The organism is Pseudonocardia sp. (assembly GCF_050250275.1).
Lineage (GTDB): Bacteria > Actinomycetota > Actinomycetes > Mycobacteriales > Pseudonocardiaceae > Pseudonocardia.
On sequence record NZ_JBFWOY010000019.1, the window covers coordinates 53,829 to 69,776 of the forward strand.

The window sequence follows — 15,948 nt, forward strand, 5'->3', positions numbered from 1 at the left end:
CCGACGGTCCGTCGACGGGTGACGGCGCGAGCCTCGCACCACCCCGGGCACCGATCCAGAGATGGGGTACCCGCAGCGCGAGATGGGGAGTCGCTCCCGACGAGCCCGGATGCGCCTCGTTCCTAGCGTCGTCGTCACCAGTCCGACCCCTGACCCGGAGGTCCCCGTGAACGACTACGACGCCGTCGTCGTCGGCGCCCGCTGTGCCGGCGCCGCGACGGCGATGCTGCTGGCCCGGGCCGGCGCCCGTGTCCTGCTGCTCGACCGGGAACGCCCCGGCCGCGACACCCTGTCCACCCACGCGCTGCTGCCGGGCGCCGTCCTGCAGCTACGCAGGTGGGGCCTGCTGGACGCTGTCGCCGCGGCGTCCCCGGCGATCACGTCGGTCAGGTACTTCTTCGGCGACACCGTGTCCACGGTCGACCTCCCGGGCCCGCTGCACGCGCCCCGCCGGACCGTGCTCGACCCGCTGCTCGTCGACGCCGCGCGGGACGCGGGCGCCACCGTCAGGTCCGGTGTGGACGTCACCGGGGTGCTCCGCGACCGGGGTCGTGTCGTCGGCGTGGTTGCGCGCGGCCGTGGGAGTGCCGCGTACGAGGTGCGGGCGCCGCTCGTGATCGGCGCCGACGGGCGTCGCTCGACCGTCGCCCACCTCGTCGACGCGCCCGTGCTGCGCCGGGGGCGCGCGGCGAGCGCGGTCGTCTACGGCTACTGGCCGCTCACCAGCCATTCCTACGAGCTGTTCTACCGGCCGGGCCTGACCGGCGGGATCATCCCGACGGGCGGCGGCCTGGCCTGCGTCTGGGTCGCGCTGCCCGCCGGCCGGTTCCGGGCACAGCGCGACGTCGGGCTCGACCGGCTGTTCGCCCGCACCGTGGCCCGGGTCGCGCCGACCACCGCTGCGCTGTTCGCCGCCCCCCGGACGGGGCCGCTGCGTGGGTTCCCCGGGATGGTGGCGTGCCTGCGCCGCGCGACGGGCCCCGGCTGGGCGCTGGTCGGCGACGCCGCCAACGTCAAGGACCCGCTCACCGCGCACGGCATCACCGATGCGCTGCGCGACGCCGAGCTGCTCGTGCGCGCCGTCGTCGCGGACGACCTCGACGCCTACGCCGCCCGGCGCGACGCCCTCGCGTACCCGTTGCTCGACGTCGCCGAGAAGATCGCCGGATACGACTGGACCCTCGAGGAGCTGCCGGGTCTGCTGCGCGCCGAGGACCTCGTGCGGCGGGCCGATCTCGCCACGGTCGCGGGGTTCGACGCACCCGGCCTGGCGAGCGCGGCCTGAGCCTGCCGATGAGTTCCCGGTGTCGTCGGGGTCGTATCGGGACAGTCGGATCGGTGACATCAGCTGCGACCCCGGAGGAACCACCATGGCCACGATCGTCTCCACCCTGTTCATCAGCCTCGACGGCGTCGCCGAGATCGGCGCGGACTGGCATTTCCCCTACTTCGACGAGAACATGGGCCGCGCCGTGTCCGAGGACTACGAGGGCGCCGACACCCTGCTGCTGGGCCGGGTGACCTACGACAGCTTCGCCGGGGCCTGGCCCGAGCGAGAGGCCGCGGGCGGTGCCGACGCCGGGTTCGCCGCATCGCTCGGGGACCGGCGCAAGATCGTCGTGTCCCGGCAGCCGCTGGAGTTCACGTGGCGCAACTCCGAGCTCGTCGACGGCGATCTGCTCGACGCCGTCGCGGCCCTGCGCGCCGACGACACCCTGGGCCGGGTACTGGTCGCCGGCTCGATCTCGGTCGTCCGCCAGCTCCTCGCCGCCGGGCTGCTCGACGAGCTGCGACTGCTGGTGCACCCGGTCGCCGCACGGGCGGGGAAGCGGCTCTTCGACGAGGGCGACGAGCGCAGGCACCTGCGGCTGCTGTCGTCGGAGGTCCTCCCGACGGGCGTCGTGCGGCTGCGGTACGCGCCGTCGTCGGCACCGGGTGCCGCGGACTACGACGACGTCGCCGCGGTGGGCCCGGAGGCCCGCGCCTGACGGCGGGTGAGGCGTGACATCCGCGGCGGTCGATGACACGCTGCCGCTGATCATCCGGGGCAGCCGCCGCCGGCCCTGCACGCCCACGGAGGGGACGCGATGGCGGACACCGGACCTGGCGACTCACCGCCCCGCGTCGCCGCCCTGACCGCGCTGCCGCGGGGGCTCGTCGTCGTGCTGGGCACGGCCGGGCTGTTGGTGTCGGTCCTGGCGCTCAAGGAGCTCTCGGGGGTCGTCGCGCCGGTGCTCCTGGCGCTCGTGCTCGTGATCGGGGTGCACCCGCTCACCGGTGCCCTGCACAGACGCGGTGTGCCGCAATGGCTCGCGGTCCTGATCACGATGATCGTGGCGTTCGCGATCGTCGTCGGGCTGGCGTTGTCGCTGGCTCTCGCGGTGGCGCAGCTCGCCACCGTCCTGCCGACGTACCAGGGGCAGTTCGCGGCCCTGCTCGACGACCTGCGCGGGTGGCTCGGCACGCTCGGTGTCGGCCAGGCGCAGCTGCAGTCGGTGTTGTCGCAGTTCGACTTCGGGCGGCTCGCCGGGTTGGTGACCGGTCTGCTGACGGGCCTCGTCGGCGTCCTGACCGACCTGGTCTTCATCGTGTTCGTCGTCGTCTTCATGGGGATCGACGCGGCGACGTTCTCCCGGCGGGTGGACGAGGCCGGGGAGTCGCGGTCGGACATGGCGCTGGCGATCCACGGGTTCGTCCGTGGGACCCGCAGCTACCTCGTCGTGTCGACGGTGTTCGGCCTGATCATCGCGGTTCTCGACGGGGCTCTGCTCATGCTGCTCGGCGTCCCGCTGCCCCTGCTGTGGGCGCTGCTCGCGTTCGTCACGAACTACATCCCGAACATCGGCTTCATCATCGGGCTGGTCCCGCCGGCGCTGCTCGGGCTGCTGGCGGGCGGGCCCGAGCTGATGCTCCTCGTGATCATCGGGTACTGCGTGCTCAACTTCGTCTTCGCCTCGGTGATCCAGCCGCGCTACGTCAGCAACTCGGTGAACCTGTCGCTGACGTTGACGTTCCTGTCGGTGGTGTTCTGGTCCTTCGTCATCGGACCGATCGGCGCGGTGCTCGCGATCCCGTTGACGTTGCTCGCCAAGGCGTTGCTCGTCGACGCCGACCCGGGGACGCGGTGGATGTCGGGGCTGCTCACCGGCGGCAGCCCACCGAAGAACCCGGCGCCCGCAGCGGTCGACGCCCCGCCGCAGGCCGTCGAGGGTCCGCGGGATGACGTCGCACCCGGTTGACCGGATCGTCGAGCGTCTCACCGCACTCGTCGGCGACCGGCTGGTGGTCCGGGTGTGGCGCCGCATGCTCGCCGTCGACGGCTACGACCGGGCGCTCGCGCTGGCGTCGCAGGCGTTCGTGGCGCTCGTCCCGGCGGTGCTGGTGCTCTCCGAGGGGCTCGGCGGACCGGGCGGGCTGGCGGAACTGGCGAGCAGCCTGGGCTTCTCCCGCTCGGCCGCCGGCACCGTCGGCGACCTCGTCGACCAGGCCTCCGGCGACCGCTCCCTGACGGCGCTGGGCTGGGCGCTGCTCGTGGTCTCGGTCCTCGGGTTCGTGCGCTCGTTGCAGCGGGCCTACACCGCCGCGTGGGACCTCCCGCCGACCGGTATCCGCGGCTACGGGCGCAGCGTGGCGGCGTCGGCGGCGCTCGTCCTCGAGCTGGCGGTGCTGGTACTGCTCGCGCCACTGCTGGCCTGGCTGGTGGGCAGCCCCGTCCTGGCGCTGGTGGTCTACGCCGTGACCGCGCTGATCCTGTGGTGGCCCATCCAGTTCGTGCTGCTGCGGGGGCGGGTCGGCTGGCGGGCGCTGCTGCCGGGGGCGGTCGTCACCGGGATCGGTCAGGCACTGCTCGTGACGGCGTCCGGGTTCGTCGTGCCGGCGGCGGCGTCCCGGGCCGCGGAACGCCTCGGGCTGCTCGGTGTGGCGACCGTGCTGCTGTCGTGGCTGGTCGTGCTCGGGTTGCTGCTCGTCGTGTCGGCGGTGCTGGGCGCGGAGCTGGCGCACCCGGCCCGCACCGTCGACGACGCCGAGGACCCGGCATGACGCCGCGCCCGGGTCGGCCCGGACGGTGCCGGGTCGTCGTCAGGTGAGCTCCGCGGCCACCGCCTCACCCAACGCGGAGGTCGTCCCGGTGCCGCCCATGTCCGGGGTGAGGATGTCGCCGCCGCGGCCCAGGACCGTCTCGATCGCGCCCATCACCGCCGCGGCCGCCGCGGTCTCGCCCAGGTGCTCGAGCATCATCGAGACGCACCAGATCTGGCCGACGGGGTTGGCGATCCCCTTGCCCGCGATGTCGGGCGCCGAGCCGTGCACGGGCTCGAACAGGCTCGGGTAGGTGCGTTCCGGGTTGATGTTGCCGCTGGGTGCGATCCCGATGGTGCCGGTGCAGGCCGGTCCGAGGTCGGACAGGATGTCGCCGAACAGGTTGCTGGCCACGACGACGTCGAAACGGTCGGGGTTCATCACGAACTGCGCCGTCAGGATGTCGATGTGGTACTTGTCCACCCGCACGTCGGGGTAGCCGGCGGCCGCCTCGACGACGCGCTCGTCCCAGTACGGCATGGTGATCGAGATGCCGTTGCTCTTCGTGGCCGAGGTGAGGTGCCGGGCCGGGCGGGCCTGCGCGAGGTCGAAGGCGTACTTCAGGATCCGGTCGACGCCGACGCGCGTCATCACGGTCTCCTGCAGCACGGTCTCGCGGTCGGTGCCCTCGAACATCTTGCCGCCGACGCTGGAGTACTCGCCCTCGGTGTTCTCGCGGACGACGAGGAAGTCGACCTCGCCCGGCTCGCGGTCGGCCAGCGGGCTGCGCACGCCCGCCAGCAGCTTGACCGGACGCAGGTTGACGTACTGGTCGAAGCGGCGCCGGAACTGCAGCAGGCTGCCCCACAGCGACACGTGGTCCGGGACGACGTCCGGCCAGCCGACGGCGCCGAAGAAGATCGCGTCGAAGCCGCGCAGGGTCTCGAACCAGTCGTCGGGAAGCATCGTGCCGTGCTGGGAGTAGTAGTCGGCGGACGCGAAGTCGAAGTCGGCCAGCTCGACGTCGAAGCCGAACTTCGCGGCCGCGGCCCGCAGGACCCGGGCGCCCTCCGGCACGACCTCCTTGCCGATGCCGTCACCCGGGATCACAGCGATGCGGTGCTTCGTCACGAACGTCCCCTTCTTGGATCAGCAACCCTGCCGTCTGTAGCCTAGGCGGCACAAAGTCGCCGTTCCAGGCGCGATTCACGCCAAGACCGTTGCGCTGAACGAAAGAAGGGTGGGCCGAGGTGGACCTCCCCGACCTCGACGATCTGGAGTTCTTCGACGGGATCGCCACCGCCGGGACCCTCACCGAGGCCGCGCGCCGCTGGGGCGTCTCGACCTCGGCCGTCAGCAAGCGCCTCGCCCACCTCGAACGACGCCTCGGCGCCCAGCTCGTGCGGCGCAGCACCCGACGGCTCAGCCTCACCGAGGAAGGCGACCGCTACGCCGCCGGCGCCGCCCGGCTGCTCCCCCTCATCAGCGACCTCGAGGAGGACGTCGGCCGCCGCCGCGGAGCCCTGCGCGGCCGTGTCGCCGTCCACGCCACCATGGGACTCGGCCGCGCCCACGTCGCCCCCGCCCTCGGCGCCTTCGCCGCCGCCCACCCCGGCGTCTCCGTCGAGCTCGAACTCTCACACCTGCCGCTGCACGTCGCCGGCAGCCCGTTCGACGTCGCCGTCCGCGTCGGTCACCGCGACGACTCGTCCCTGCGGACCCGGACACTGCTCCCCAACCGCCGCGTCGTCTGCGCCTCGCCGCGCTACGTCGCCGAGCACGGCGCCCCCCACCGCCTCACCGACATCGCCGACCACCACTGCATCGTCATCCGCGAGATCGACACCGACCACACCGTGTGGCGGTTCGGCGACGACGACGCCGAGACCACCCTCCGCGTCCCCGGCACGATGATCACCAACGACGGCGACGTCGCCACCCGCTGGTGCGTCGACGGGCACGGGCTGCTCATGCGCTCGCTCTGGCACGTCGGCCCCCTGCTGCGCGACGGCGTCCTCGTCCGCGTCCTGCACGAGGTCCCCACCCCGAGCGCCGACGTCGTCGCCATGTACCCCGCGGGCCGGCACCTGTCCCGCCGCGCCGCCGCCGCGCTCGACCACCTCGCCGACGAGCTCCACCGGCGGCTCGGCGACGCGACCGCCGGCTGACCCCGGTCAGCGCACCCGGACGTTGCCCATCCACGTCCCGCCACGCACCACCACGTGCGGCATCCCCCGCTCCGCCGTCGGCCCGATCCGGTCGACCACGCTGCCCACCGTGACCTGCACGTCGTCGAGGTCCACGGTGGCCCCCTCCGGGAGCCGGAGCTCCACGTTGCCGACGAGGATGTCCGTCTCCACCGTGACGACCGGAGTGGTGAACCGGGCGGCCCGGAAGTCGAGGTTCGCGTTGCCGAACCTGCTGCGCACCACGATCTTCGGCGGCACCGTCCACTCCCCGCCGCGCGTCAGGTCGCCCGCGGTGTTGGACAGCTCCAGCACCTCGCGGGCCCGGGCGCCCTCGGCGCCGGGAAGGTCGATCAGGAGCCGGTTCAGGTCGGCCCGGGTCACCGCCTCCGCGGCGGCGCCGGTCCGCTCCCCGTACTCGTCCACGGTCAGCCGGCCCTCCGAGAAGTGGGCCGCCAGCAGCTTCGTCACGTGCTCGCGCTCCTCGTGGGAGACACGCAGGTCCTGGGGTGCGATCTCGTCCGTCATGACATGAACGCTACGAACGCCGGCGCACCGCCACATCCGGGAACGACCCTGACCCCGGCATCGGGGACGCCCCCGCCCAGACCTCCACCGATCGGTGGACGACGGCATCCTCCGGCGCATCGCCCGCCGGCCCGACAGTGCCGGCGCGCCATCGGGACGACCCTTGGGACATCGGGGAAGCAGCCCCGGGTCACACCGATCGGAGACCGGATCATGGACGCGCCCTTCACCCCCACCAACCCCTTCGCCCCCATCAACCGCAGCGGGTCCTCGTCCCGGACCGCGGGCCAGCACGCCGCGCGGGCCGTCGCACTCCTGGTCGGCGCCGGCCTCGCCATCGCGCTCGGGACGAGCGTGCACACCGCCGCCGCCGTCTCGTTCCTGATGCTCGCCGCGCTCCTCCTCGCCCTCGGCGCCCTCGTGCAGGGTCACCGCTCGGGGCCGCGCCCGCTGCGGATGGAGCAGTTCCGCCCGTCGGCCCCGATGGCCGGGCACCTCCCGCTCTGCCACTGACACCCCCGCACCGCACCGCCTCTCCGGGCCCGGCCTCGTGCCGGGCCCGAGGCATGTCCGCCCCTGTCCTCCGATCGACGGACACCGACGTCATCCCCCGCACCCACCGGCGGGCGGACGCCGCCGAACCCGGATCGGCGCGACCGTGGAGCCATCGGGAAAGACCCCCGGACCAGCGAGGAGATCGCATCGTGAACGCCACCGTCACGCCCCCCGTCACCACCGGCACCCAGGGCGGGCCGCCGGAGCCGGCGCGCCGGCACCCCGGTCTCCGGCTGGCGGCGCTGCTCGTCGGCGCGGGCGTCGCGATCGTGTGCGCCGCGACCGTCCACCTCGCCGTGGCGGTCGGCCTGCTCCTGTCGGCCGCGGTCCTGTTGCTGCTCGACAGCTCGCTGCACGACCACCGGACGGGGCGCCGCCCGCTGGACGAGGCCGGGTTCCCGCCGGCCCCGTCGTTCACCGGCACGTTCCCCGCCGACCGTTGATCAGTAACGGGTCCTGATGTCCCCGACGTGGAGACGGCCGCGCACGACCACGTGCGGGTCACCCCGGTGCGCTGCCGGAGTGATCTTGTTCGTCACGTGCCCGACGTGGGTACGGACCTCGTCCACGTCGACGCTGCCACCGGGCGGCAGCCGCAGGTCGACGTCGCCGATCCAGATGTCCACCTCGAGCGTGACGAGCGGTGTCATGAAGCGGGCCTCGCGCAGGTCGAGCTTGACGTCGCCGAAGTGCGACCGCACGACGATCCGCGCCGGGACCAGCCAGTCGCCGCCGCGTTTGAGGTCGCCGCGCTTGTCGGTCCACACGAGGATCTCCCGCGAGCGGACGGCCTCGGCGCCGGGCAGGTCGAGCAGGAGCCGGTTGAGGTCGGCCCGGGTGACGGCGACGGCGGCGGCGCCGCTGCGGGTCTCGTACTCGTCGGGGCTCAGCCGGCCGGCCTCGACGTGCGCGGCGAGCAGGCCGGCGATGTGTTCGCGTTCGGCGTGGGAGACGCGCAGGTGCCGCGGCGCAATGTCGTCTTCCACGCCCCCACCGTACCGAGGCGGTGCTAGCAGAAAGTGATGACGTTGCGGTCCAACGGCATCTGCCCCTGGCGCCGGCTGCTGTCGGCCGATGCCGTGTAGGGCAGGACGGGGTCGGGCTGCAGGCCCAGGACGTCGTCCCAGATCCGTTCGGTGACCTGCCCGTCGACGGTGAAGCACTCGAACGCGAAGGGGGTGCTGTCGGTCGGGAAGAACGTCGGTTCGGTCATCACCTGGAAGTGCAGATGTGGTGCCGTGGAGTTGCCCGAGCTGCCGATGTGGCCGAGGACGTCGCCGCGCTTGACCGGCTGCCCGGTCTTCACCGCGACGGTGCCGGTCTTGAAATGCGCGTAGAGCAGATGGACACCCGGCGCGATCATGACGGTCACGTGGTTGCCGACGGTCTCCTTGATCGGCGGCAGCGGCGGCGGGTTGGGGGCCGAGGTGGTCTCGGCGAAGCCGTCGGTCGCGTCGACGACGACACCGTCGGCCGCGGCAAGAGCCGGCTTGTCGTAGGCGTAGTAGCTGGTCAGCTTGCTGGGGTCGCCCACCCATGCGCGGTGCTGGTCGTCGAGCAGGTACCAGTCGATCGCGAAACGCTGCGGGACCAGCAGCGTGCCGTTGATGGGGGCGAGGCCGCGGCGGTGGTGGGTGTCGTCGACGCAGCAGCCGTCGCTGGCGTACCACGGCCCGCCGGCCATGACCGGGCCGAGCACGGGAGCGGTGGCCGTGCTGACGTCGATCCGGCCGACCGTGGACTCCGACGCCCGGTCGCCGGCGGGCGTGGTCATGGTGGCGTCGACGTGGTGGGTGAGCGCGGCGGGCGGGGCGCCGTCGACGGCGACGTCGAGCCACACCATCGCGGTGGCCGAGGCGGGGATCGGGGTGCCGCTGGCAGTGGGTTCGGCGGTGCCCTCGTCCCCGGCGTCGCCGCTGATCAGGTTGCTGGACGCGGCGAGCGTCGCGCCGCTCATCGAGAGCAGCACACTCCGGTTGCCGGCGTCGAGGACGTCGATCTTGTCCAGCCGCAGCGGCGCCGGGCTCGCGTTGGTGAGCAGCAGCTCGTAGGCCAGGTGGGTCCTGCCGTCGGTGCCGGTGACGGGCGCAGGGGTGGTCAGCGTCGTCGCGGACACCGGGGTGAACGCGGTCGACGGGTCGATCCCACCCGCGGGAACCGACGGCGGGGCGGACGGCGGGGCGGACGGGGAGACCGCGGGCGCCCCGGAGCACGCCGCGACGACGAGCGGGGCGGCGAGCAGCGCGACGAGCGAACGGGCCAGACGGTGACGAGCCGGCATGACGTGCCTCCCGAGGGGACTCCCCGGCCCCGGGGCGAGCGTAGGTCCCGGTGCCCCGGGCGGGAAGACGTCCGCGCGGATCTCCGCAGGGACGACCCGCCTGGTCCAGGCCCGGCCGCCGGCCGGCTCCGGAGCGTGTGCCGCAGCCCACGAGGCGTTCCGACGGTGGTCGGCGCAGGATCGTCGGGTGACGTCGTCGTGCACCGCCGCGTGAGCGGCACCCCCGTCCCGACGGGCCGGCAGTGATGTCGCGGGGGCTGACGTTCCTGTTCGCGGTGGCGGGCGGGGTGGCGGTCGGCAACCTGTACTGGGTACAGCCGTTGCTGGGCTTCATCGCCGACGACCTGCACTCCCCGACGGCGCTCGCGGGCTGGTTGGTGACGGCGACCCAGATCGGCTACGCGGCGGGCATCCTGCTGATCGTCCCGCTGGGCGACGTCCTGGACCGGCGACGGCTGGTGCCGTTGATGATGCTGTGCGCGACAGCCACGCTGGTGGCGTGCGCGGCGGCCCCGTCGATGGGGTTCCTGCTGGCCGCGATCGCGCTGCTCGGGGTCACGACGGTCGCGGGCCAGATCCTGGCGCCGTTGGCCGGCGACCTGTCGGGTCCGGAAGAGCGCGGGCGCGTCGTCGGGACCGTGGTCTCCGGGATGCTGACGGGAATCCTGGTGTCGCGCACCGTCAGCGGCCTGGTGGCGGGAGTGGCGGGCTGGCGGGCGATCTTCGCCGCGGCGGCGGTGCTGACCGCCGTGCTGGCGGTGCTGCTGTTCCGGGCGATCCCGCGGCTGGAGCCGAAGACGCGGCTGGCGTACCCGGCGTTGATCGCCTCGGTGGGTCGCGCGGTCCTGCACGAGCGGGTGCTGCGCTGGACCCTCGTCATCGCCGCGACGGGGTTCGGTGTGTTCTCGATGTTCTGGACGGCACTGACGTTCCTGCTCAGCGGCCCCCCGTTCCGCCTGCCGGTGACGGTGATCGGGCTCGTCGGCCTCGCGGGGCTGGCGGGAGCGTTGGCGGCGCAGCGTGCGGGGCGGCTGCACGACCGCGGCTGGTCGCTGCCCGCCAGCGGCGTCGCGTGGGCACTGGCGCTGGCCACGTTCGTGGCCTCGGCGTTCACCGGCCACTCGCTGGTGCTGGTGCTGGTCGTCGTCGTGCTGGTGGACGTCGCGATCCAGGCGCAGAACATCCTCAACCAGACGCGGGTGTTCGCGATCTCCCACGAGGCGCGGAGCCGGATCAACACCGCGCTGGTGGCGGGCACGTTCGTCGGTGGGGCGATCGGGTCGGCGGCGGCGACGCTGCTGTGGTCGGTGGGTGGCTGGACGGCGATCTCGGTCGCGGGAGCGGTGGCGAGCGCGTTCGCGCTGACGGTGTGGGCGGTCGGGCGCCGCGGCCCGCTGGTCGCGGCGCCCGGCAGCACCGTCTAGCCGCGGACCCGTCCGTCCGACGGCTCGTGCCCCGGCGGTGACCGGTCGTGCGCGGCGCGGCACCGCTCGTGCACGACCGCTTCCGGGGGCGTCGGAGCGGCCCGAGACTGCCCGGGCGGACACCCGAGGAGGCCGGCATGGCGATCGACTTCACCCTGACCAGCGACCAGAAGCAGCTCCAGCACGACGCCCGCGACTTCGCCGAGGGCGTGCTCTCCCCGATCGTGCGGGAGGCCGACCGCGAGCCCGACCCGTTGAAGGCCTTCCAGCGCACCAAACCCGCCTACGTAGAGGCGTACAAGGCGGGCATCGCGTTCTGCATGATCCCCAAGGAGTACGGCGGCGGCGGGCTGTCCAACGTCGACCTGATCATCGCCGCGGAGGAGATCTGCGCGGTCGACCCCGGCTTCGCCTGCACCGTCCTCGTCAACGGTCTCGGGCTCCTGCCCATCTGGTACTGGGGCACCCAGAAGCAGAAGTCCGAGGTGCTCGGCGCGGCGACGTCGGATCCCACGGGCGAGTGGATCGTCGGCTACGGCGCGAGCGAGCCGCCCGGCAGCCCCGGCGGCACCGCGAACTTCGACACCCCGCTCCCCCAGCCCGCCGGCATGGGCGTCACCGCCCGCCTCGACGGTGACGCCTACGTCATCAACGGCCGCAAGTACTGGCCCTGCAACGTCGGCGGCTGGGACGGCAAGGGCGCCAACACCAGCCTCTACGTCGTCCGCACCGCCCCGGAGAAGGGCGGCACCGAGGGCCTCTCCGCGATCATGGTCGACCGGGGCACCCCCGGCGTCACGTTCTCGACGATCGACACCGTCGGCCACCGGCTCACGCCCAACTCCGAGATCATCTTCGACAACGCGCGGGTCCCCGTCGAGAACATCGTCGAGGGCACGAAGGGCAACGGCGACCTGCTGATCAACCGCAACTTCGCCTGGTCCGGGCCGGTCGCCGGGATCGCGGCCGTCGGTGTCGCGCGCGCGGCGTACGAGGCGGCGCTGTCGTGGGCCAAGACGTTCACCGCGGGCGGCCCGCACCCGATCATCCACCACCAGTACGTCGGCTACGTGCTCGGCGACGTCGCCGCGAAGATCGAGGCCTGCCGGTACTTCTGCTGGAAGGCCGCGCACTACATCGACCAGCACGACTACCACGGCGAGCTCATCGGCGCGATGAACAAGACGTTCTGCACCGAGCTGCTCTTCGACGCCGTCTACAAGTGCCTGCAGGTCGTGGGCGTCAACAGCGTCGACCGCAAGCACGAGTTCGAGAAGCACCTGCGGGAGGCGGCGATCCTGCCGGTCTACGACGGCGGCAACTTCGGCATGCAGCGCCGCCGCGTGCACGGGATCATGGCGCACCCGTCGTTCAACCCGCGCGCCCTGATGGACGACGAGTTCGTGCCGTTCGGCAAGGACATGGAGACCATCGACACGGTCGCCGCGCCGGTGGCCTGACCGTCCTCAGAGTCCGAAGGTCTCCCGGAGCACCAGGGCGTTGCGCCGGGAGACCGGGATCCGCTCGTTGCGGGTGAGCTGCGTGCTGACGGTCAGCGCACCACGGCCGCTGTCGTTGACCTCCCGGATGCGGGCGACGTTGACGAGGTAGCTGCGATGGATGCGGGCGAACCCGAACGGCGCGAGCTGGGCGGCGACGCGGTCGATGCCGCGGGTCACCGCCCGCACCCTGCCGATGTCGGTGGCCAGCCAGACGGCATGGCCATCGGCCTCGGCGAACCGGATCTCGGCGGGCGCGAGCAGCAGCATCCGGCCGTCGCGGACCGCGGCGACCCGGTCGGGCACGGGCGGCCCCGGCGGCTGCCCGGCCACGACCGACACCTCGTCGACCTCGTCGCCGGCCGGGGCGACGAGCAGCCCCACCATCCGGCCGCCGGCGTCGACCGGGGTCAGCCGCAGCAGCTCCGGCACCCCGCCCAGGCGGGAGCCGAGCTCGGCGGTGCCGGTCCAGTGGGCGTCGGCGCGCGCGGCCACCGCCACGGCCGTCACCGCGGGCCGCAGCGTGTCACCGGCCGGGCGCCAGCGTTCGGCGGGGTCGACCGCCACCCCGACCGGGACGTCCGGGAACCGCCGCCGCGCCGCCGGGGTCGCGGCGACGACGCCGCCTGCGGTGTCGACGGCGAGCAGCGGGGTGCCCGGGCCGGTCCCGTCGACGAGCGCCCCGGCCAGCACGGCGCCGTCGCGCATCGCGCGCTCGCGCAGCTCGGCGCGGATCGCGGCGAGCTCCGCGCGCGCCGCAGCGGGCAGGACCGGGACCCCGCCGCACCACGCCGCCACGTTCAGGGTGGCGACGGCGGCCCGGCTGACCTCGTCGCGCACGGCGACACCCGCGCAGCTCCACGCGTGCAGCGCCTCGCACCAGTGCTCGGGCCCCTGCACCGAGACGGGCTCGGCCTCCACGAGCGCCGTGCCCATCCCGTTGGTGCCCGACGCGTGCTCGGCCCACCCGAACGACGGCGCGAGCTGGGCGCGCTCCCCGCGGCGACGCGCGGCGGTGCTGCCCCACCAGGCGACGATGTGCCCGGCACCGTCGGTGACGGTGGCGAGCAGGCGGTCGTCGCGGTCGGCCACGGTGGCGGCGATGCACCCGAGCCGCGCGAACACCCCGGCGTCGACGCCGGCCGGGGTGCGGGGGGCGTCGTCGGCGGGCCGGTGGTGGCGTGGGTCGACGTTGTGCACATCGCGGCAGCGGTACCAGGACGCGAGGATCGTGGGGTCGACGCCGCGCACGTCGTCGTCCCCCTCGGCGAACCGCTCCCAGGCGGCACGCGTGGCGCGGACGTCGATCGTCCCGGCTCGGCCCATGACGCCTCCCCGCGGCCGAGTAGCGGACCGGCCCGCTCCGATCCACACTCACCCGCCCACGCGTTCGAGACTATGGCGATCCTCTAAATCCGGACAGGGCCACAATGAGCAATCCTGCGCAGCGGTCCGTGCACGGTGCCGCCGCGCGCGTGCGCGGGCACGGGGCGCTCGCGGTGCCCAGCCGCGTCCTCCTGCTCGACCTGCTGCGCGCCGCCCCCGGCCCCCTCGACGTCCGCGAGCTGGCGGGGGCCTCCGGCCTGCACGTGACGACGGTCCGGTTCCACCTCGGCGTGCTGTGCGACGCCGGGTTCGCCCGTAAGGACGTCGCGCACGCCACCCGCCCCGGGCGGCCCCGCGCCGTCTACACCGCGACGCACGGCGGTGGGCCCGACCCGTACACCGCGCTCGCCGCGGCACTCGCCGGCACCCTGGCCCCCACCCCGGCCGGTCGCCGGGCCCGGGCCGAGCGGGCCGGCCGCGCGATGGCCGCCGCGCACGCGCCCGCCCCCGGCACCCCGCCCGCGACGGGTGCCGAGGCGCTCGCCCGGATCGTCGCATTGTTCACCGAGCTCGGTTTCGAGCCGGACGTCGACGCGGGCGCCCGCCGCATCCGGCTGCACCGGTGCCCGTACCGGGAGGTGGCGGTCGCGCACCCCGACGTCGTGTGCGGGTTGCACCTGGGCCTGCTGCGGGGCCTGCTCGACGACTGCGGGGCCCCGCTGCGGGCCGCCGACCTGCAGCCGTTCGTCGAACCCGGACTCTGCGTGGCGATCCTCGAGGACCGCTGAGCGCTGGTCAGGGAGCGACGTTCTGGTTGAGCCGGAACACGTTGTCCGGGTCGAACCGGCGTTTGAGCGCGACCAGCCGGTCGTGGTTGGCGCCGAATGCCGCCCGCACCCGGGCCGGGCCCTCCACACCCAGGTTGTTGACGTAGACGCCGTCGTCGAGGTGCGGGCGCAGCGCGTCGTGGGCGGATCGCGCCCACGCGACGACGCGCTCGTCGTCGGCCGGGTCGGGCCACTGCGCGAGGACGAGCAGGTCGTGGCGCGGTGAGCGGTGCGGGAACGCGGTGGCGTCCGGGGCCACGCGGGCCGCGGCGCCGCGCAGCGCCTGCAGGCCGATACCGCTCGTGGGCGTCGGCAGGCCCGGGACGAGGTCGAGAAGGGTGTCGACGGCGCCGTCGGTGAGCCGTGGCAGGTACCCGGACTTCCAGTAGTGCCGCTGCCCGAGCGGGTAGCCGGGGTCGGGTGCCTGCTGCCAGTCGACGAACGGCATCTCCCCGACCTCGACCGCGGCTGGTCCGGCGGCCCGGATCGGCGCGAACGCGGCGTCGGCGGCCGCGGGGTCGCCCGACCAGCACACCAGGATCGTCACCGCGGGTCCGCCGTCGGGTCCGAGGCCGAACGACGCGACCGAGCCGAGCTCGTCGGGGGCGGAGTCGAACAGCTCCTGGTAGCGACGCATGACGTCGCGGGCCTGCGACCAGGCGAAGCCGAAGGCGCCGGCGACGACCGTCGCGACGGGGTGCAGCCGGTAGCGGAACCGCGTGACGACGCCGAGGTTCCCGCCGCCGCCGCGCAGCCCCCACAACAGGTCGGGGTTCTCGTCGTCGGCGGCGCGGACGACGGTGCCGGCAGCGGTGACGACCTGCGCCTCGACGAGGTTGTCGCAGGCCAGGCCGTGCCGGGCCGCGAGCCAGCCGAGGCCGCCGCCGAGGGTGAGGCCGGCGATGCCGGTGCCGGACATGACCCCGAGCGGGGTGGCGAGCCCGTGCGCGGCGGTGGCGGCGTCGAGGTCGCCGAGCAGCAGGCCGGGGCCGGCCCACGCCGTCCGCTCGGCGGGGTCGACGGTCAGCTCCCGCATCGGGGACAGGTCCAGCACGATGCCGCCGTCGCACATCGCGTTGCCCGCGACGTTGTGCCCGCCGCCGCGCACCGCCAGCGCGAGATCGTGCGCGCGGGCGAACGCGATGCCACGGGCGACGTCGTCGGTGTCGTGGCAGCGCAGGATCGCCGACGGCCTGCGGTCGATCATCGCGTTGAAGACCGCACGGGCGTCGTCGTAGGTCGGGTCGCCGGGGCGCAGGACGTCCCCGGTCAGGTCGACGGTCGGCACGGACATCGGGCCCT

16 protein-coding genes are annotated in these 15,948 nt (G+C 73.9%); 10 read left to right on the top strand and 6 right to left on the bottom strand.

The window, feature by feature from the left end:
- The first annotated feature begins 166 nt into the window (after positions 1–166).
- The 4 genes from AB7F12_RS18085 (at position 167) to AB7F12_RS18100 (ending at position 4,041) form a co-directional block, all read left to right on the top strand.
- Positions 167–1,285 carry an NAD(P)/FAD-dependent oxidoreductase gene (locus tag AB7F12_RS18085; RefSeq protein ID WP_428497498.1) on the top strand — a complete coding sequence of 373 codons (1,119 nt, stop codon included), beginning with the start codon at positions 167–169 and terminating at the stop codon, positions 1,283–1,285.
- Between the two features lie 85 nt (positions 1,286–1,370).
- On the top strand, positions 1,371–1,988 hold the full coding sequence (locus tag AB7F12_RS18090) for a dihydrofolate reductase family protein (RefSeq protein ID WP_428497497.1): 618 nt from the start codon (positions 1,371–1,373) through the stop codon (positions 1,986–1,988).
- Between the two features lie 99 nt (positions 1,989–2,087).
- The gene (locus AB7F12_RS18095; protein ID WP_428497496.1) at positions 2,088–3,239 is read left to right on the top strand and encodes an AI-2E family transporter; all 1,152 of its coding nucleotides are present in this window, start codon (positions 2,088–2,090) and stop codon (positions 3,237–3,239) included.
- Complete coding sequence (locus AB7F12_RS18100; RefSeq protein ID WP_428497495.1) at positions 3,220–4,041, top strand: YhjD/YihY/BrkB family envelope integrity protein; 822 nt, start codon at positions 3,220–3,222, stop codon at positions 4,039–4,041. Before AB7F12_RS18095 ends, AB7F12_RS18100 begins: the two co-directional genes overlap by 20 nt.
- Positions 4,042–4,080: 39 nt before the next feature.
- On the opposite strand, the gene AB7F12_RS18105 is transcribed toward AB7F12_RS18100, so the two are convergent.
- Positions 4,081–5,151 carry a tartrate dehydrogenase gene (locus tag AB7F12_RS18105; protein ID WP_428497494.1) on the bottom strand — a complete coding sequence of 357 codons (1,071 nt, stop codon included), beginning with the start codon at positions 5,149–5,151 and terminating at the stop codon, positions 4,081–4,083.
- 119 nt (positions 5,152–5,270) lie between these two features.
- On the opposite strand from AB7F12_RS18105, the gene AB7F12_RS18110 reads away from it, so the two are divergent.
- Positions 5,271–6,188 (top strand): LysR family transcriptional regulator, encoded by a 918-nt coding sequence (locus AB7F12_RS18110; protein WP_428497493.1) that lies wholly within the window; start codon positions 5,271–5,273, stop codon positions 6,186–6,188.
- A gap of 6 nt (positions 6,189–6,194) precedes the next feature.
- Here AB7F12_RS18110 and AB7F12_RS18115 read toward each other — a convergent pair whose 3' ends face one another.
- Positions 6,195–6,734 (bottom strand): DUF1707 SHOCT-like domain-containing protein, encoded by a 540-nt coding sequence (locus AB7F12_RS18115; RefSeq protein WP_428497492.1) that lies wholly within the window; start codon positions 6,732–6,734, stop codon positions 6,195–6,197.
- 213 nt (positions 6,735–6,947) lie between these two features.
- On the opposite strand from AB7F12_RS18115, the gene AB7F12_RS18120 reads away from it, so the two are divergent.
- Both AB7F12_RS18120 and AB7F12_RS18125 read left to right on the top strand, forming a co-directional pair.
- The gene (locus AB7F12_RS18120) at positions 6,948–7,247 is read left to right on the top strand and encodes a hypothetical protein (protein ID WP_428497491.1); all 300 of its coding nucleotides are present in this window, start codon (positions 6,948–6,950) and stop codon (positions 7,245–7,247) included.
- Between the two features lie 191 nt (positions 7,248–7,438).
- Positions 7,439–7,732, top strand: coding sequence for a hypothetical protein (locus AB7F12_RS18125; protein ID WP_428497490.1), 294 nt, complete (start codon positions 7,439–7,441; stop codon positions 7,730–7,732).
- Here AB7F12_RS18125 and AB7F12_RS18130 read toward each other — a convergent pair whose 3' ends face one another.
- A complete protein-coding gene (locus AB7F12_RS18130) occupies positions 7,733–8,275 on the bottom strand; it encodes a DUF1707 SHOCT-like domain-containing protein (protein ID WP_428497489.1) in 543 nt (180 codons plus the stop codon). It abuts the gene before it with no gap.
- A gap of 23 nt (positions 8,276–8,298) precedes the next feature.
- Positions 8,299–9,570 carry a M23 family metallopeptidase gene (locus AB7F12_RS18135; protein ID WP_428497488.1) on the bottom strand — a complete coding sequence of 424 codons (1,272 nt, stop codon included), beginning with the start codon at positions 9,568–9,570 and terminating at the stop codon, positions 8,299–8,301.
- A gap of 245 nt (positions 9,571–9,815) precedes the next feature.
- Between AB7F12_RS18135 and AB7F12_RS18140 the strand changes: the two genes are divergently transcribed.
- Both AB7F12_RS18140 and AB7F12_RS18145 read left to right on the top strand, forming a co-directional pair.
- Positions 9,816–10,994, top strand: a complete 1,179-nt coding sequence (locus tag AB7F12_RS18140; protein ID WP_428497487.1) for an MFS transporter — start codon at positions 9,816–9,818, stop codon at positions 10,992–10,994.
- 137 nt (positions 10,995–11,131) lie between these two features.
- On the top strand, positions 11,132–12,454 hold the full coding sequence (locus tag AB7F12_RS18145; RefSeq protein WP_428497486.1) for an acyl-CoA dehydrogenase family protein: 1,323 nt from the start codon (positions 11,132–11,134) through the stop codon (positions 12,452–12,454).
- Positions 12,455–12,460: 6 nt separating this feature from the next.
- Here the strand turns inward: AB7F12_RS18145 and AB7F12_RS18150 are convergent, their stop codons facing one another.
- Positions 12,461–13,819 carry a LytTR family transcriptional regulator DNA-binding domain-containing protein gene (locus AB7F12_RS18150; protein WP_428497485.1) on the bottom strand — a complete coding sequence of 453 codons (1,359 nt, stop codon included), beginning with the start codon at positions 13,817–13,819 and terminating at the stop codon, positions 12,461–12,463.
- Positions 13,820–13,923: 104 nt separating this feature from the next.
- Here AB7F12_RS18150 and AB7F12_RS18155 point away from each other — a divergent pair, with 104 nt between their 5' ends.
- On the top strand, positions 13,924–14,607 hold the full coding sequence (locus tag AB7F12_RS18155; RefSeq protein ID WP_428497484.1) for a helix-turn-helix domain-containing protein: 684 nt from the start codon (positions 13,924–13,926) through the stop codon (positions 14,605–14,607).
- Between the two features lie 7 nt (positions 14,608–14,614).
- On the opposite strand, the gene AB7F12_RS18160 is transcribed toward AB7F12_RS18155, so the two are convergent.
- A complete protein-coding gene (locus tag AB7F12_RS18160; RefSeq protein WP_428497483.1) occupies positions 14,615–15,940 on the bottom strand; it encodes an FAD-binding oxidoreductase in 1,326 nt (441 codons plus the stop codon).
- Positions 15,941–15,948 lie beyond the last annotated feature (8 nt).

Excerpts from the sequence above, each read along its gene's own strand:
- AB7F12_RS18120 (WP_428497491.1), top strand. The coding sequence starts at position 6,948 with ATGGACGCGCCCTTCACCCCCACCAACCCCTTCGCCCCCATCAACCGC.
- AB7F12_RS18160 (WP_428497483.1), bottom strand. The coding sequence starts at position 15,940 with ATGTCCGTGCCGACCGTCGACCTGACCGGGGACGTCCTGCGCCCCGGC.
- AB7F12_RS18095 (WP_428497496.1), top strand. The coding sequence starts at position 2,088 with ATGGCGGACACCGGACCTGGCGACTCACCGCCCCGCGTCGCCGCCCTG.
- AB7F12_RS18135 (WP_428497488.1), bottom strand. The coding sequence starts at position 9,570 with ATGCCGGCTCGTCACCGTCTGGCCCGTTCGCTCGTCGCGCTGCTCGCC.
- AB7F12_RS18150 (WP_428497485.1), bottom strand. The coding sequence starts at position 13,819 with ATGGGCCGAGCCGGGACGATCGACGTCCGCGCCACGCGTGCCGCCTGG.
- AB7F12_RS18100 (WP_428497495.1), top strand. The coding sequence starts at position 3,220 with ATGACGTCGCACCCGGTTGACCGGATCGTCGAGCGTCTCACCGCACTC.
- AB7F12_RS18155 (WP_428497484.1), top strand. The coding sequence starts at position 13,924 with ATGAGCAATCCTGCGCAGCGGTCCGTGCACGGTGCCGCCGCGCGCGTG.
- AB7F12_RS18090 (WP_428497497.1), top strand. The coding sequence starts at position 1,371 with ATGGCCACGATCGTCTCCACCCTGTTCATCAGCCTCGACGGCGTCGCC.
- AB7F12_RS18115 (WP_428497492.1), bottom strand. The coding sequence starts at position 6,734 with ATGACGGACGAGATCGCACCCCAGGACCTGCGTGTCTCCCACGAGGAG.
- AB7F12_RS18140 (WP_428497487.1), top strand. The coding sequence starts at position 9,816 with ATGTCGCGGGGGCTGACGTTCCTGTTCGCGGTGGCGGGCGGGGTGGCG.
- AB7F12_RS18145 (WP_428497486.1), top strand. The coding sequence starts at position 11,132 with ATGGCGATCGACTTCACCCTGACCAGCGACCAGAAGCAGCTCCAGCAC.